Origin of the sequence: Clostridium sp. D43t1_170807_H7 (genome assembly GCF_015555905.1) — a bacterium.
GTDB lineage: Bacteria > Bacillota > Clostridia > Clostridiales > Clostridiaceae > Clostridium.
In genome coordinates this window covers 19,361-35,986 of the sequence record NZ_JADNLK010000016.1, presented here as the reverse complement: position 1 = coordinate 35,986, position 16,626 = coordinate 19,361, and the positions used below count along the sequence as shown (strand labels likewise).

The 16,626-nt window shown below is 26.3% G+C and carries 14 protein-coding genes; 13 read left to right on the top strand and 1 reads right to left on the bottom strand.

The window, feature by feature from the left end; genetic code table 11:
* The first annotated feature begins 94 nt into the window (after positions 1 to 94).
* Positions 95 to 763 (top strand): response regulator transcription factor, encoded by a 669-nt coding sequence (locus I2E98_RS11160; protein WP_195468993.1) that lies wholly within the window; start codon positions 95 to 97, stop codon positions 761 to 763.
* A complete protein-coding gene (locus tag I2E98_RS11155; protein WP_195468992.1) occupies positions 747 to 2,264 on the top strand; it encodes a HAMP domain-containing sensor histidine kinase in 1,518 nt (505 codons plus the stop codon). Before I2E98_RS11160 ends, I2E98_RS11155 begins: the two co-directional genes overlap by 17 nt.
* 34 nt (positions 2,265 to 2,298) lie before the next feature.
* On the opposite strand, the gene I2E98_RS11150 is transcribed toward I2E98_RS11155, so the two are convergent.
* Positions 2,299 to 3,447: a DEAD/DEAH box helicase gene (locus I2E98_RS11150; RefSeq protein ID WP_195468991.1), complete on the bottom strand. Its 1,149-nt coding sequence runs from the start codon at positions 3,445 to 3,447 to the stop codon at positions 2,299 to 2,301.
* Between the two features lie 367 nt (positions 3,448 to 3,814).
* Between I2E98_RS11150 and I2E98_RS11145 the strand changes: the two genes are divergently transcribed.
* The 11 genes from I2E98_RS11145 to I2E98_RS11095 all read left to right on the top strand — a co-directional run.
* Positions 3,815 to 5,962 (top strand): YhgE/Pip domain-containing protein, encoded by a 2,148-nt coding sequence (locus I2E98_RS11145; protein ID WP_195468990.1) that lies wholly within the window; start codon positions 3,815 to 3,817, stop codon positions 5,960 to 5,962.
* 227 nt (positions 5,963 to 6,189) lie between these two features.
* Complete coding sequence (locus I2E98_RS11140) at positions 6,190 to 7,092, top strand: 3'-5' exoribonuclease YhaM family protein (RefSeq protein WP_195469019.1); 903 nt, start codon at positions 6,190 to 6,192, stop codon at positions 7,090 to 7,092.
* 12 nt (positions 7,093 to 7,104) lie between these two features.
* Positions 7,105 to 8,025 carry a M15 family metallopeptidase gene (locus I2E98_RS11135; protein ID WP_195468989.1) on the top strand — a complete coding sequence of 307 codons (921 nt, stop codon included), beginning with the start codon at positions 7,105 to 7,107 and terminating at the stop codon, positions 8,023 to 8,025.
* 10 nt (positions 8,026 to 8,035) lie between these two features.
* Complete coding sequence (locus I2E98_RS11130) at positions 8,036 to 8,212, top strand: hypothetical protein (protein ID WP_195468988.1); 177 nt, start codon at positions 8,036 to 8,038, stop codon at positions 8,210 to 8,212.
* A 156-nt stretch (positions 8,213 to 8,368) separates the two neighbouring features.
* Positions 8,369 to 8,632: a hypothetical protein gene (locus I2E98_RS11125; protein WP_195468987.1), complete on the top strand. Its 264-nt coding sequence runs from the start codon at positions 8,369 to 8,371 to the stop codon at positions 8,630 to 8,632.
* A gap of 201 nt (positions 8,633 to 8,833) precedes the next feature.
* Positions 8,834 to 8,971, top strand: coding sequence for a six-cysteine ranthipeptide SCIFF (gene scfA / locus I2E98_RS11120; RefSeq protein WP_003371542.1), 138 nt, complete (start codon positions 8,834 to 8,836; stop codon positions 8,969 to 8,971).
* A 139-nt stretch (positions 8,972 to 9,110) separates the two neighbouring features.
* Positions 9,111 to 10,463 carry a thioether cross-link-forming SCIFF peptide maturase gene (gene scfB / locus I2E98_RS11115; RefSeq protein ID WP_195468986.1) on the top strand — a complete coding sequence of 451 codons (1,353 nt, stop codon included), beginning with the start codon at positions 9,111 to 9,113 and terminating at the stop codon, positions 10,461 to 10,463.
* 193 nt (positions 10,464 to 10,656) lie between these two features.
* Positions 10,657 to 11,586 (top strand): IS1 family transposase, encoded by a 930-nt coding sequence (locus I2E98_RS11110; protein WP_195468985.1) that lies wholly within the window; start codon positions 10,657 to 10,659, stop codon positions 11,584 to 11,586.
* Positions 11,587 to 11,942: 356 nt separating this feature from the next.
* Complete coding sequence (locus I2E98_RS11105) at positions 11,943 to 13,160, top strand: pitrilysin family protein (RefSeq protein ID WP_195468984.1); 1,218 nt, start codon at positions 11,943 to 11,945, stop codon at positions 13,158 to 13,160.
* A gap of 62 nt (positions 13,161 to 13,222) precedes the next feature.
* A complete protein-coding gene (locus tag I2E98_RS11100; protein WP_195468983.1) occupies positions 13,223 to 14,632 on the top strand; it encodes an aminotransferase class I/II-fold pyridoxal phosphate-dependent enzyme in 1,410 nt (469 codons plus the stop codon).
* A 345-nt stretch (positions 14,633 to 14,977) separates the two neighbouring features.
* Positions 14,978 to 16,626 (top strand): N-acetylmuramoyl-L-alanine amidase (locus I2E98_RS11095; RefSeq protein WP_195468982.1); only part of this gene is annotated, 1,649 nt, incomplete at its 3' end.

The window sequence follows — 16,626 nt, the reverse complement described above, 5'->3', positions numbered from 1 at the left end:
AATTAAATATAAAAAACTGAAGTTTAAATGAATTCAGTATGTAAAAGTAAGTAGTATGGTAAAATTAAATATATATAACTTATTGGAGGAAAATATGAATTATAAAATTTTAGTAGTAGAAGATGATAATCAAATACAAGAATTAATAGTAGAGTTTCTATCTTCACAAGATTATATAGTAGATACAGCAAATGATGGAGTAGAAGGATATGAAAAATTTAAGTCAGGAGAATATGATTTAGTAATTTTAGATGTAATGATGCCAAGACTTGATGGTCATTCATTATGTAAAATGATAAGAAATATAGATAAAGAAGTTTCAATTATATTTTTAACAGCACTAGGTGATGAGGAAAATGAAATAAAGGGATTTGATTTAAATGCAGATGATTATATAAGCAAACCATTTTCATTTAATATATTAATTAAAAGAGTAGAGGCTGTCTTAAGAAGAAAGAATAAAGAAAAATCTGAAGATGAAGTATTAAAATTTGAAGGCTTAAAACTTGATTTACAAACTTTTAAATCTTATATTGATGAGGAAGAAATAGAGTTAACTTTAAAGGAATTTAATATATTAAAGTTAATGATAAGTAGTTATCCAACAGTAGTGTCTAGAGAGAATTTAATCGAGAAAATATGGGGATATGATTATTTTGGAGATACTAGAGTTATAGATGCACATATGAAAAATATAAGAAAGAAAATAAAGAAGGACTATATAAAAACTATTAAAGGTGTAGGATATGTTCTTGAAAAATAAGTGGAAAAATCTAAGTATAAAGAAAAAATTATTTATATGGAGTAGTTTAATAATAATAATAGCATTTACACTTCTGTACATATGTATATATTTCTTTATGCCAAGAGTCTATGAGTTTTATAAGGTTAATAGCGTTAAATCAGGAATAGAAGAATTAAAAAGCCAGCTAGGATCTGATGAAGATATAGATATAGATGAGTTATTAGATAGTTTTTCTTATAAAAATAATATAGATATTATTTTAGTAAGTAAGAATAATAATTTAATTAATAGTATAATATATTCATCATTTAGGGAAGGTGCAAATTCGCCTAATAATATACCATTTTTATATAATAATAAACAGTATGAAAGATTTCAAATGTTTGAAAAATATGATTTGCAACTTAATGTAGATGAAAGTTTAAATACAACGCAATTTGTATATAAATTAATTAATAAAACTGGAAGTTTAAATATAGATGAGGCTGTTTATATAAAAAGTTTAAATAAAGTATATCATATGATAGTACACTTCCCTATAAGCCCAGAAAATGAAGCAGCAGATAGTATTGTTTTATTTTTCCCATTTGCTATTATTGCAATTATAATTATTGCTTTTACAATTTCTATTTTTTATGCACTTTTAATAAGTAGGCCTTTAATTAAGATAAATAAGGTTGCTAAGAAGATGGCAAACTTAGATTTTGACAATATTATTGAAATAAATGGTGAAGATGAGATTGGCGAATTATCTAACAGTTTAAATTTAATGAATAAGAATTTAAAAGAATCTTTTGATAAGCTAGAAAGAATGAATTCACAGCTTGCAGAAGAAATAGAAATGGAAAGAAGATTAGAAAAGGAAAGAAGAGATTTCATTGCAACAATTTCTCATGAATTAAAATCACCTATTACTATAATTAATGGACAATTAGAAGGAATGATTTATAATATTGGAAAGTATAAAGATAGGGATAAATACTTAAAAGAATCTTATGGTGTTATACAAAAAATGAACGAATTAGTGCAGGAGATATTACATTTAAGTGAAAGAGAAAATGGTGAGTTTAAATATAATTTTGTAAATGTAAATATAAGTAGAATTACTAATATTATAATTAGTGAATTAAAATATTTTATTGATGAAAAGAATTTAACCTTAAAAGTTAATATTAAGGAAGATGTTTTTATAACTGCAGATGAAAAGCTAATAAAAAAAGTAATTACTAATATAGTTAAAAATGCTATTACTCATTCACCTTTCAATGAGAAAATTATTATAAATTTAAGTAGCTATGAATTAACTGTTGAAAATACGGGTATAACAATTCCTAGTGATCAAATTGGTAATATATTTAATGCTTTCTATAGAGTTGATAAATCTAGAAATAGAAAAACTGGAGGAACTGGATTAGGACTTTATATAGTAAAAACTATATTAGATAAACATGAAAATATTAGTTATAAGATTCTTTGTAAAGAAAATTCGGTAGTATTTAAAATGATGTTTAAAAAATAGATAATACAAAGCGTATTATCTATTTTTTTGATATTTAAAATTTAACTGGTATTAAGTTTCCGCCATATAATTTCATTTCTGTAAATTTAATTTTAAAGGCTTTTTGGTATGATTTTATAGATTCTAAATCACGTTTTGTACCTATACAAATTGAAGAACCAGAAAGGTTTCCACGTGCAGTTCTTCCAGCTCTATGTAAGTATTCATCAGGATTTGCAGGGAAATCCATGCTTATAATATGAGTTACTTCCGGAATATCTAAACCTCTAGCAGATACGTCAGAAGAAACTAACACATTAAATTTACCATTTCTAAAAGCTTCGATTGATCTTTGTCTTTGTTCTTTTGAAGCATTTCCGAATATAGCTGTAGATTTAACTTTATGATAATCTAATTTTTCATTGATATTTTGAAGTTCTGTACTATTATTAATAAATACTATAGCTCTTTCAGGATTTTCAGCTGCTAATAATTTTCTTAAAGTTTCAAATCTATCTCTAAATTCACAAGTAATAAACATATGAGAAATATTTGGATTTAGAACTGATTTAGATTCTGATTTTACTATATATACTTCTTTTACTAATGATTTAGAAATTTCTAAGGCTGCATTATTCATGCTTGCAGAGAAGAACATAAGTTGTCTATCTCTCATAGTAGCTTTAATTATGTCTTTAATTATTGTAGATTTATTTTTAGCTAAAAGTGTATCAGCTTCATCCATAACTATAGTTTTTATAGTATGGGCAGATATTTTCTTCTTTTTAATTAAATCAAGAACTCTTCCAGCTGAACCTACTATTATATGAGGTTTTACTTCTTTAAGTTTTTTAATTTGTTTCTCAATATTAGATTCACCCATTATAGTAAGTGAAGTTACATTCATATTTGAGTTCTTTGCAAGTAATTTTATTTGTACATCAATTTGCATAACTAATTCATGTGTTGGAGCAAGTATAATAGCTTGCATTTCTTTCTTTTCTGTATTTATTTTTTGAAAAATAGGACATATGTAAGCTAAAGTTTTTCCACTACCAGTATGTGATTCTGCAATGATGTCTAGGTTTTCTAATGCTTTTGGAATTGTTAAGCTTTGTACTTCAGTTGGAGAAGTAATTCCTTGAAGCTTTAAACCTTCTATTATATTTGAATTTAAATTAAGTTCATTAAATGACATGTTCATTATTTTCTCCTCAGTATTTTTTAGTATCTATATTAGTATACACTAAAAATAATTTTAGTGTAGAAATTTGTACATATAAATTTAAGTTTATTGGAAAATTAATAAATTTAAATAGTATATTAATTTAAAAAAAGCAAAAAACAAGAATGAAATATAAAAGAAAAAATGAATAAAATGTTAATATCATGTTTAAAAAGTATTAAAAATTTTTTTTATTTAATTGTAGAAAAAACGTATAAATCTATAGAAAATTAATGATTAATAGGGGGAAAAGCAAAAAAATAGCAGAAAACTAAAATTTGAATTTCAGTACCAAAGTGCTAAAATATACTCTATTAGTAAGTAAAAATCAAAGGAGTAAGAAAAAATGAAAGGTGCATTTGAAATTTTTAGAAGAGATTTAAAAAATATCTTTAAAAATTATGGGGCAATTATTGTTGTTATAGCATTATGTATTTTACCTTCTTTATATGCTTGGTTTAATATCAAGGCATCATGGGATCCATATGCAGAATCAGCAACAAGTGGTATAAAAATTGGAGTTGTTAATAAGGATGTAGGAACAACTTTAAATGGTAAAGAGATTAATTTAGGAAATGATGTTGTAGATCAGTTAAAAGATAATAAGCAAATGGGATGGCAATTTGTTAGCGAAGATGAAGCAACTCAAATGGTTGAAGAAGGAAAATATTATGCAATGATTACTATTCCTGAAGATTTCTCTAAAAATTTAACATCTATTGTTACTGAAGATGTTCAAAAGGGAAATATAATTTATACAGTAAATGAAAAAATAAATGCCATAGCACCTAAGCTTACAGACAAAGGTGCAAGTGGAATACAAGAAAATGTAACTAAAGCAGTAGTTTCTACTGTAAGTGATGCAATATTTGGATTAGGAAATGAGATTGGAATAGAACTTGAAAATCAAATTCCTAAAATTGGAACAATTTATAATTCATTAGTAGAGGTACAAAGTCATTTTGGAAATATTAATGATATAGTTAATTTAGCAGGAAGTGGTGCTGAACAACTAAAAACATTAGTAAGTGGAGTTCAACAAGATATTCCTAAAATAAAGGAAACTATTGAAAATGCACAAAGTTTAAGTGGTGAAGTTAAAGATTTCTTAGCTTCTTCAAAAGAAAGCTTAAATAATATAGCACCAATAATTAAGAATGATATTAAACTATTAAATGAAATAGCTAATGATGTTTCTAAATATACAAGTGCATTAATAGATGCAATAAATGCTGGTTCAGAAAATGCTCCAGCAATGATAGATAGTTTGATTAATAAGTTAAGTAGTATAAATAATAGTGCGGATTCATTAATAAGTATTCTTCAAACTATGAATAAATTTAATCCAGGAAAATTTGATGATATAATTAGCACTTTACAAAATGTAAATAGTAGTGTTAATTCTGCTATAACTGCTTTAAATACAGTAAAAGATAATTTAGCAAATGGACAACAACCAGATTTAAATTTATTAAATAATGTTGTAGCTTTTGCAAATGATATTAGTAGTATATCAGGAAATTTATATAATAATTTTGACTCTAATATAGCAGCAAAGATAAATAATATTTTTGATCAGGCATATACTACAGCTGATAATGCAGCATCTGTATTAAGTGCAGCAGGAGAAAAATTACCACAAGTTTCTGATCTATTAAATACTGTTTATGAAGGTGCAGATAAAGGTATTGAAGGAATTGAGTTTGTTAAAGAAAAGCTTCCAGAAGCTGAAAATATGATTAATGACTTAGTTAGTAAAGTTGGAAGTATTAATAATAGTGGGGACTTACAAAAAATAGTTGATTTATTAAAGAGTGATGTTCAAAAAAGAAGTGATTTTTTATCTAATCCAGTAAACATAGTAGAAAATAAGTTATTCCCAATGGGTAACTATGGTACAGGAATGACACCATTCTATACAGTATTATCATTATGGGTAGGATTATTATTATTATCTTCAATGTTAAGGGTTGAGGCTAAAGGTGAGTATTCAGCTACATCACAATATTTTGGAAAGATGCTATTATTTATGAGTATAGCAATAATTCAAGCTATAATAGTTGCTTTAGGAGATTTATATATATTAAAAATATATTGTGTAAATCCATTATTATTTGTATTGGCTAGTGTGTTTACAAGTATTATATTTACATTGATTTTATATTCAATGTGCTCTGTTCTTGGAAATATAGGTAAAGTTTTAGGTATTGTATTATTGGTAATACAAATTGGTGGTTCAGGAGGAACATTCCCTATTCAATTAACACCAAAGTTCTTCCAAGTTATTAATCCATTTTTACCATTTACTTATGCTATTTCATTTGCAAGAGAAGCAATTGGTGGAGTTGTTCAAAGTGTATTAATTAAGGATATAGTAGTACTTTTAATATATGGAGCAATATTTATACTTATTTCATTGTTCCTTAAGAAACCAATAAATAAATTAATACATGGTTTCACAGAAAGTTTTGAAAAAAGTGGAATTGGAGAATAGATTAATAATTATTAAATATTAATTTAATGGAGTATTTAAAGTTTAAAAGATATTTAGGCTTTAAATACTCTTTATTATTTTTATAAATAAATATGTAGAACTAAATATATAGGAATATTAATAATAATGAAATAAAAATAGGGATAGATTTAAAGTGATTAAGAAAATATTTTAACATTCTTTAGGTTAAACTAAATTATAATATTTATGGGCTTTGGAGGAAATAGATAATGAAGAAAGATGTATTTTTAGCAAATGTTAAAAATGGAAGTGAAATAAAAATATCATTAATGGTTATGAGAGTGATTTTTAGAGACACTACTAAAGTGGTATGTATTTTAGCAGATAAAACTGGAGAAATAAAAGCTACGATACAAAATAAAGCAGGAGATATTGTTGAAGGTAAAGTTATTCAAATAGAAGGAAAAAAAGATACTAATTTAGAAGTGAAAAAATATGATTTTGTAGATGAATATAATTCTATAGATTATTTACCTGCAGTTAAAAGAAATATAGAAGATATTATGGATGAAATTGAATTATATACAGATGAATATATAATATCCAGAGAAGGAAAAGCCTTAAATGATTACTTTTTTAAAGATGAAGATTTTTTAGAAAAGTTTAAAAGAGCAATTGGAGGAGTTTCTATGCATCATAATTATATAGGAGGATTAGCAGAGCATACATTAGGGGTTATGTATTTAACTATTATGCTTTGTGAAAGGTATGATTGTAGAAATAAAGAGATTGCAATTCTTGCAGCAAAGCTTCATGATATAGGAAAAATATATGAGTTATATTATGATGGACCTTTTAAATATACACTTAGAGGAGAAATGGAAGGTCATATAGTAATTGGGACAGAAATGCTTGATAAAGCATTTAATGATAATCCAGGATTTTATTCAGATGATTTTATGATTAGAATGAAGGGATGTATAGTACAACATCATGGAAAGCTTGAATATGGTTCACCAAGAGAAATGAGAATGGAGGAATCATTTATTCTTAACTCTGCAGATTCTATAGATGCAACCATGAATAAAATATCTCAAATAAAAGAAAAAACGGAGGCAGGAAATTGGTCAGAATATGATAGAAGAATCGAAACAAAATTGTATCTATAAGAGGTGAGGTAGATGAAAAATGGAATCAAAATAATATGTTTTGTAATGATACTATTAGTTATACCATATAAGGTTTATGGAATTACTATAGAAGAGAGTAAGTATATTACTCATGTAAAACAAGATTTATTAGTTCTTATGTTAGCTTATCCTGAGCAAATAATAGATATAGAAAAAGATTCTAATGATTCTATTTATATCGTAATGAAAAATGGTAAGAAAATATTATATGATGATAAAAAAGAAAAAACTTATGATCAAAAGTTTTTTAATGCTGATTTAGAAGATACATTAAGCGATATTTATCCACTAAATATGATTGATAAAGTAATGGATGATAATTATGATCCAGGTAGAATAAGAAATTATGGATTTTTAGGAGCCATGTATGGAGAAAGTAAAAGTGAAATTGAGAAAAACTTAAAGTCAATATCAACTTATTATGGAACAGTAATGTTCAGTACTGTTAATAAAGCCAGTGAAGAGCTGAAAGCTGCATTAAATGATATTGCAAATACACTTCAAAGAGGGTCACGCGATGAATCTTATGTAGCTCTATTAAGTGGTGGATATAATTATAGACATATACAAGATACTGGACTTTTAAGTGCACATGCATATGGAATTTCAATTGATTTAAATAGAAATGACTCAGATTATTGGAAGTGGGTATCTAAGAAGGAAGGAAGCAAAAGAATAGCTTCTTATCCACAGGAAATTGTTAATGCTTTTGAGAATCATGGATTTGTTTGGGGAGGAAAGTGGGCTCATTTTGACATCCTACATTTTGAATATAGGCCAGAAATAATACTTAAGGCAAAATATTTTGGAGATAATAAACAGGAAGATTTAGAAAATTGGTATGGTGATATAGATGTAAATGAAAATATTGAGGAAATTATTAATTTAATAAATAAGAAGTTAGGAGAGTAAGGAGAAAATTATGAACAAATTTAAAGATAGTATAATAGATGATGATATTTTTATAGAAAGTGAAAGTAGTAATACTTCTATTGTAAATGTTGAAGATATAGTTAAATCTCATAATAAAAATAATTTTAATAATGTAAAGGATAGTATAGATATAGAAAGGGAAACATTTGATCAAAATAATGATTAGTATTATTAGTGAGAAGAATGTTAATAATAAGAGATAACTTTAATTAAAAAATTTATAAGTTTAAAATTTGGAGTATATAATAAGAATTTGGTTGTTTTGTAAATTGACTAAAGTAATTAATCTGTATATAATTTTTATAATAGTGAGGTGAAGAGTATGAATCTAAAAAATAATAAAAAATTAATTTTCGGCGCATTATCAGCAGTTGTAGCATCAGTGGCAGCAGGTGTTTTAGTGAAAAATAATATAGATAAAAAAACTAAGAATGTTAGTGAAGAAGATAAAAATAATAAAAAGGAAAAGAAGAGTAAGAATGTATACTATACAGTACATTTAAATGATATTTATAGTTCATATGATGATAAAACCTTATCAGAAGAGGATATGATAGAAGAAATAAAAAAAGAAACTTCTTTATAGAAAAAACAGCATTTGCTATTAATGTAAATGCTGTTTTATTTGTTGGAAATAAAATTTTAATCAAGGTAATAATATAAATATTTTTTTTATATATTTTACTGTAAAGGTTAGACAGTACAGTGTTAGAAAATAAATTCTTTATTACCATAACAAACTGTGCTATAATTACCAACATTATATTTGAAATAGGGAGGATTCGACATGAAACACATAAAAACAATCAACAAAACAAACATCAAAAATAGCTTATGCAAACCAGGATGTAAGGAATGTGCAAACTCATGCCAATCAGCTTGCAAAACTTCTTGCACAGTTGCTAACTTAGAGTGTGAAAACTAATTAAAGACAAGCAGTAACTTGAAAAAAGTTGCTGCTTAACTTTATATATTAGTAGAAGTTAACTTATCAAATTAACATTAGGAATAAATAAGATATGTTTCAAGATATATGGAAAAAATAGTACTAGGAGGAAAGTTAAATGGCTTTAATACACAAATTTAAACAGGGAGATAATTTCTTTGTTTTAGACGTTAATACAGGAGCTGTACATATTGTAGATGAATTAGTTTATGATTTAGTAGATGATAATAAACTAAGAGATAAAGAAGAGCTTATAAAAGAGTTCGGAGCTAAATATGGTGAAGAAACTATATCAGAAGCTTATGAAGAATTATTAGAACTTATTGATGAAGATATATTATATTCAAGAGATCAATACGAGGACATAGCACATTCATCAATGGATGATAGAGATTATATTAAAGCAGTATGTTTAAATATAATTCATGGATGTAATTTAAGATGTAAATATTGTTTTGCAGATGAAGGTGAATACAATGGACATAAGGGTGTAATGTCTGTTGAAACTGCTAAAAAGGCAATAGATTATGTAGTTAAGAGAAGTGGTCCAAGAAGAAATATTGAAATTGATCTATTTGGTGGAGAGCCAACAATGATTATGGACAAGGTTAAAGAAATAATAGCTTATGCTAGAGAAAATGAAAAAGCTTGGAAGAAAAATATTAGATTTACTATGACTACTAATGCTACTCTTTTAACTGAAGAGATGATGGATTTTATGGATAAAGAGATGGGCAATATAATCCTTTCATTAGATGGTAGAAAAGAAGTTAATGATAATGTAAGAATTAAAGTGGATGGAAGTGGTTCTTATGATGATATACTTCCAAACATTAAGAGAATGATTGAAAAGAGAGATAAATCTAAGCATTACTATGTAAGAGGAACATTCACAGGAGCTAATACTGACTTCTATGAAGATGTTAAGGCTATGGTAAATGAAGGATTTAGAGAAATTTCAATTGAACCAGTAGTTTTAGAAAAAGGACATTTCTTAGAGCTTAAGGAAGAACACTTACCAGAAATATTTGAAAACTATGATAAACTATATAGTGAAATGGCTAGAAGAAAGAAAGAAGGAGATGAATTCAACTTCTATCACTTTAACATTGATTTAAATGGTGGACCATGTGTTTATAAGAGAATTTCAGGATGTGGTGCAGGATTTGAATATGTTGCAATAACTCCACAAGGAGAAATTTATCCATGTCACCAATTTGTAGGTAAGGAAGAATTTAAGTTAGGAAGCATTTATGATGATACTTATGATGCTGAATTAGGTAAGAAATTTAAGAAGGCTCATATCTATAACAAGCCAAAATGTAGAGAATGTTGGGCAAGATTCTACTGTAGTGGTGGATGTCAAGCAAATAACTTTGCATTTAATGGAGATATGAATATTCCTTATGAAATAGGATGCAAAATGCAAAAGAAGAGAATTGAATGTGCAATAGCACTTAAAGCTGAATAAATATAGATAAATAGCAAGAACAAGAGAGTATCTCTGTTCTAGCTATTTTTTTATAATTTTAAGTAAAATTTATATAAAATAAAACTTTAAATATAAATATTGTAAGTTAAGATTTTAGAAGAAGTTACAAAACGTAAATAAAATGGTTTATTACTATAGATGTAAGTTAAAAATTACAAATGGTGATGTAATTATGATTAATGTCTATAAAATTTTAATGAATAATAAATCTAATAATAGAGATATAAAAAAATCAAATAGTAGTTGTCAAAAGCATAATAAGAACAACAAAAATCTATGTCCATATTGTAATGAAGATAAAGTTATTAAGTATGGTTTTTATAATGGAATTCAAAGATATAAATGTAAGAATGAGGATTGTGGAAGAACATTTAATAATGATATAAATAATCCCTTTAGATATTCTAAAAAATTTAACCATATGTGGAAAAAATATTTTGAAGTTTTTCTTGAGGGGGTATCTTTAAGGGAATGTGCCATTAGGATGAATATTACATTAGTAACGGCATTTTTCTGGAGGCATAGATTTTTACATGATTTGTGTGAAAAAAGTTATATTGAAAAAATAGGTTCATACGTTGAATTAACAAAATTAGTTCTGAATGAGAATTTTAAGGGTGATAGAAAATATCATAAAGAAAAAAGAGATAAGATTATCATAGTGAATGCAATAAATGATTATATAGATATTCTTCCAATCTTTGCTGCTAGAAATTTTATTGGACTTTTTGATATAAGAGATAATATTATTCCTAGGTTAGATAGAAAGGCTTATGTTGTAGGACTTTTAGATGGTAGATTAAAAGTTTTTGCAAAAGGGTTTAATGAAATTAATAAAGTTAAGTTAAAAGATAATAAAATTTCAAATATAGATATAGCATATTCTAATAAAGTAAAGATATGGCTTAGAAAATTCAATGGAGTGGCTAGCAAATATTTAGAACATTATTTAAGTTGGAGGGCTTTTGAATATAAAAACAGTATAGAATATAAAAAAGATAAACCTGTTTTGGAAAAAATAAATTTTAAAGTTAATGTCAAAGCAGAAATAAATACATATATATCCTGGGATAAAATAAAGGCAAAGGTAATACCTATATAATGATTTAAGAGAGTTTAATGTTTTATAGAGTGATAATAACATGAGGCGATTATCAGTTTTGGTAATGGCTTGTTTTTGTTTCAAAAATTTTAAATAAGTAACTACAAGAGTAAGAATTTTAAATTGTATGGTTGTTAGACTAGCTATTTAAATAGTATAAGATAATAATAAATATTTAATTGTATTGATCAATGTTATATAAAAGTGTTGTTAACAACATTTTTATATAACAGGATACTATATAAAAATAGAGGATATCATAACTTTAGATTAGATAGAAAATCATAATATTAAAAAACAACCAAGAATAATAAAAAGCAAAAAAATGATATAATGAAAAAAGAGGTGATACATAAATGAAGGATTTTATTTTTGATAATGGATTAAAATTTATTTATAAAAAGAGTAATAGTGAATTAAGTTCAATATGCATATCATTAGATGCAGGTGCAGCTCGTGATGGTGAAATGTTAGGAGTTGCACATGTAACTGAACACATGATATATAAAGGAACAGAGACAAGAAGTGAAAAGGAAATAAATACAGAATTAAGTAGTATATTTGGTTTCCAAAATGCTATGACTAATTATCCTTATGTTGTGTTTTATGGAACTTTATTAAGTGAAGATTTAAAAAATGGATTAGAGTTGTTTTCAGATATTCTTTTAGCTCCAGTATTTACTGAAGAAGGGTTTAAGGAAGAAATGGAAGTAATAAAGCAAGAACTTAAAGAGTGGGATGAAGACTTAGAGCAATATACAGAAGATAAGCTTTATTATAATTGTATGGAAAATAGAAGAATTAAGTATCCTATTATAGGTACCGAAGAATCATTAAATAATATAACAATAGATGATACAATAGACTTTTTTAATAACTATTACTGTGCTAATAATGCAACTATTACTATTATTTCAGATTTGGAGTTTGAAGAAGTAAGAGAGATGGTAGAAGAGCACTTTATAGATTGGAGAAGTGAAAAACTACCTGAAACTAAAGATGTGATTACTATTCCTAAAAGTGGGGTATTTATAGATAATAAGGAAGATATTAATAGTGCTAAAGTTCAAATTATATTCCCTATTGATAAGTTAAATCAATGGGAAATAAAAGCATTAAGAATTTTTAATCAATACTTTGGGGAAGGGGTAAATTCTATTCTGTTTGATACATTAAGAACAAAAAATGCTTTAGTTTATGATGTATTAACAAGAGTGGCTAATGAAGAACATATAAAAGTTTATAAAATTACCTATAGTACTGCACATGAAAATGTAGAAAAGTCCATAGAGATAGTTAAGGAATTGATAAAAAATATTGATGGATATAGGTCTATATTACAAAAGAATGATATTGAAGCTTTAATAAAGAGTTTTAGACTAAAGAGATTATTTGCAAATGAGCAAAGTGTAAGATTAGCAATGGGAATATCAACATATGATACTATGTTCGGAGATGGTATGTTATACATTGATGAAACTGAAAATTTAGATAAGCTACATATAGATTATATTATTGATACAGCTAATAAGGTATTGAAAAATATGACAGTACAAGTGATAAGAAATAAATAATTAACTTGATTGTAAAGTAGAGTTTATAATATGATAAATTCGTTTTTTAAGAAGAGGAAGATATGAGTAAAAGAATACCGTTACTAGATGAAGTTTTAAAATATAAAAAAGAGAATAACCTTATTCTTTCAATGCCAGGAAATAAAAGTGGTATTGGATTTTTAAGAGATGATATAGGAAAAGAATTTGTAAATAATATGGGGTTCTTAGATATTACAGAAGTTGATCCATTAGATAATCTTCACTGTCCAGAAGGAGTTATAAAAGAAGCTCAAGAATTATTAGCAAAAACTTATGATGTTAAAAAAGCATATTTTGTTGTTAATGGTAGCACTGCTAGTAATTTAGCATCTATTTTTGATGCTTTTAATGAAGGAGATGAAATTTTAGTAGAGAGAAATTGCCACAAATCAATTTATAATGGACTTATTTTAAGAAAGTTAAAAGTTAAATATATTGAGCCTGTAATTCATGAAGATAAAGGTATATTCCTACCACCTACAGAAAAGGAAATATATAAGGCGCTAGATGAATGTAAAAGTGCAAAGGGAATAATATTGACTTATCCAAATTATTTTGGAATTGGATATGATATATTTGATACATTAATAGAACTAAAGAAAAAGGGATTGAAAATAATTATAGATGGGGCCCATGGAGCTCATTATGGAATAACTGAAAAATTACCTAAATCTATAGTAAAATATGCAGATTATATAGTACTAAGTGCACATAAGACATTACCAAGTTTAACTCAGGGTTCATACCTTTTAGTTAACAATGATAATAATGTTGATTTTTATTTGAAAGCATTTATGACTACATCACCATCATACTTAATAATGTCATCATTAGATTATTCAAGATATTATTTAGATAACTATGGAAAAGAAGATTATGATAAATTAATTGATTTAGCCAATAAATGGAGTGATAAAATCAATAAGCTAAATAAAGTAAGTGTTTTAAATGAGAGAGACTTACCTAAAGGATATAATTTAGATTCAAGCAGATATATATTGATATTACCAAAAGGTTATAGTGGACATAAGTTATTAGATTATTTAAGAAATATGAATATACAATGTGAAATGAGTTTTGCAGGTGGAGTAGTTTTAATTTTATCACCATTTAATTTAGAAAAGAATTTTGAAAAAATATATGATTCACTTGAAAAATTAGATTTATTATCAATAGTAGATATACAATATCAAAATTATTATAGTGTAATTCCTAAGAAAGAATTAGAGCCATATGAAGTATTTAATATGGAATTTGAGTATGTAGATATTTATGAAAGTGTAGGTAGAATTTCAAAGGAAGCATTAATTCCATATCCACCTGGAATTCCATTAATTTGTGCAGGTGAAGTAATATCAAAAGATGCTATTGATATTATAAATGGATATATTAGAAATAATAAGACAGTAATAGGTTTAGATGGAGAATTAGTTAAAGTAATAAAGCTTTAGAAAATATAGTAAAGAATTTATAATAATCGCTTGGGAAAAAGTTAAATAGTATAGAAGTAAAATCACAATATATTAATTTATATTGTGATTTTACTTACTCCAATTCCTATATTTGTATTAAAAGTGGGAAAAATACTGTTTTTAATTTAAATTGTATCAAAATTTTCATTAAAATTTCATTCATTTTGACATAAAATCATGTATAATGTAATATAGGAAGCCTATTTTGAAATAGATAATAAGTATAGTATGTGTAACTTAAACTGATTAAATTTGGAGTTTAAGTCAAGTTCTATTGAGAAAATTAAAATTTGAAATCTCACTTATACGTAAATAGAAAGCAAGGTGGTTAATATTAATAAGTTAAAAATATTAAGTCTATTGATACTTTCAGGAATGTTAATAACTCCTTCTAGCATAGCACAAGCAGAGGAAATTTATAATGTATCAGAAAGTGACTTGATTAAATTATTAGAAAAATATAAGGATGAAGAAATTGTATTAGAAGATGGATTAGTTTTAACTATTGGTGAAGCTATAAACTTACCTATAAATGAAGGTTGGACTATTTATAATGAAAATGTAGCAGAAATAGTTGATGGAGAATTAGTAGGGAAATCTGTCGGTAGTACATTTGTTTCTCAACAAACAGATGATACAGTATATATTTTAGAAGTATGTATAACAGAACAGGGAGTATCAACAGCTAGTTCAAGAAGTATAATCAAAAATGTTGATAGAGACTATTATAAGGTATTCATTGATCCAGGTCATGGGGGATATGATGATGGTGCAGTTCAAAATGGAGTTTTTGAAGATGAACTAAATCTACAAATATCACAAAAAATAGAAGCTAAATTAAAAGCAAAAGGTGTACAAGTACAAATGAGTAGATATGATGATACATATTTATCATTGACTGAGCGAACTAGAATGGCAAATAATTGGGGAGCAGATATATTTGTTTCTATACATCAAAATTCTGCAACAAATTCTAGTGCTGAAGGAATAGAAACTTACTATCACTCATCAAGACAAGATAGCAAAGAATTAGCAGTTGAAATACAAAATGATTTAATACAATCTACTAATGTTACTAATAGAGGGGTTAAGACTGCTAATTATTCAGTAATTCAAACTGCAAGTATGCCTTCTAACTTAGTTGAATGTGGATTTATATCAAATCCTACTGAAGCTAAGAATTTAAGTTCTAGCAGCTATCAAGATAAAGTTGCAGATGGTATTGTTAATGGAATAATGGATTACTTAGCGACAAATGTTATATTAAATAATAGTGGAAGTAATAATAGTAATAATAGTAATAATAGTAATGCTACAACAATACAAACTGGAACAATAAAAGTAAATGGTGCACTAAATGTAAGAAGTGGAGCAGGGACAAGCTATTCTGTAATAGGTTCATTAAGCAATGGAGCAAAAGTAGAAATAGTAGAAACAAGCGGAAGTTGGTACAAGATAAAATACGGAAGTGGATATGGTTACGTAAGTAAGGATTATGTAACAGTATCATCAACTAGCAATAGTGATAGCAGTAGCAGTAGTAACAACAATACTAGTACTACAACAACGCAAAGTGGAACAGTAAAAGTAAATGGTGCACTAAATGTAAGAAGTGGAGCAGGGACAAGTTATTCTGTAATAGGTTCGTTAAGTAATGGAGCAAAAGTAGAAATAGTAGAAACAAGCGGAAGTTGGTACAAGATAAAATACGGAAGTGGATATGGTTACGTAAGTAAGGATTATGTAACAGTATCATCAACTAGAAATAGTGATAGCAGTAGCAGTAGTAACAACAATACTAGTACTACAACAACGCAAAGTGGAACAGTAAAAGTAAATGGTGCACTAAATGTAAGAAGTGGAGCAGGGACAAGTTATTCTGTAATAGGTTCGTTAAATAATGGAGCAAAAGTAGAAATAGTAGAAACAAGCGGAAGTTGGTACAAGATAAAATACGGAAGTGGATATGGTTA

What these genes read in the sequence shown, in the direction of transcription:
- I2E98_RS11160 (WP_195468993.1), top strand. Translation starts at nt 95, where the DNA reads ATGAATTATAAAATTTTAGTAGTAGAAGATGATAATCAAATACAAGAA.
- I2E98_RS11155 (WP_195468992.1), top strand. Translation starts at nt 747, where the DNA reads ATGTTCTTGAAAAATAAGTGGAAAAATCTAAGTATAAAGAAAAAATTA.
- I2E98_RS11150 (WP_195468991.1), bottom strand. Translation starts at nt 3,447, where the DNA reads ATGAACATGTCATTTAATGAACTTAATTTAAATTCAAATATAATAGAA.
- I2E98_RS11145 (WP_195468990.1), top strand. Translation starts at nt 3,815, where the DNA reads ATGAAAGGTGCATTTGAAATTTTTAGAAGAGATTTAAAAAATATCTTT.
- I2E98_RS11135 (WP_195468989.1), top strand. Translation starts at nt 7,105, where the DNA reads ATGAAAAATGGAATCAAAATAATATGTTTTGTAATGATACTATTAGTT.
- I2E98_RS11130 (WP_195468988.1), top strand. Translation starts at nt 8,036, where the DNA reads ATGAACAAATTTAAAGATAGTATAATAGATGATGATATTTTTATAGAA.
- I2E98_RS11125 (WP_195468987.1), top strand. Translation starts at nt 8,369, where the DNA reads ATGAATCTAAAAAATAATAAAAAATTAATTTTCGGCGCATTATCAGCA.
- scfA (WP_003371542.1), top strand. Translation starts at nt 8,834, where the DNA reads ATGAAACACATAAAAACAATCAACAAAACAAACATCAAAAATAGCTTA.
- scfB (WP_195468986.1), top strand. Translation starts at nt 9,111, where the DNA reads ATGGCTTTAATACACAAATTTAAACAGGGAGATAATTTCTTTGTTTTA.
- I2E98_RS11110 (WP_195468985.1), top strand. Translation starts at nt 10,657, where the DNA reads ATGATTAATGTCTATAAAATTTTAATGAATAATAAATCTAATAATAGA.
- I2E98_RS11105 (WP_195468984.1), top strand. Translation starts at nt 11,943, where the DNA reads ATGAAGGATTTTATTTTTGATAATGGATTAAAATTTATTTATAAAAAG.
- I2E98_RS11100 (WP_195468983.1), top strand. Translation starts at nt 13,223, where the DNA reads ATGAGTAAAAGAATACCGTTACTAGATGAAGTTTTAAAATATAAAAAA.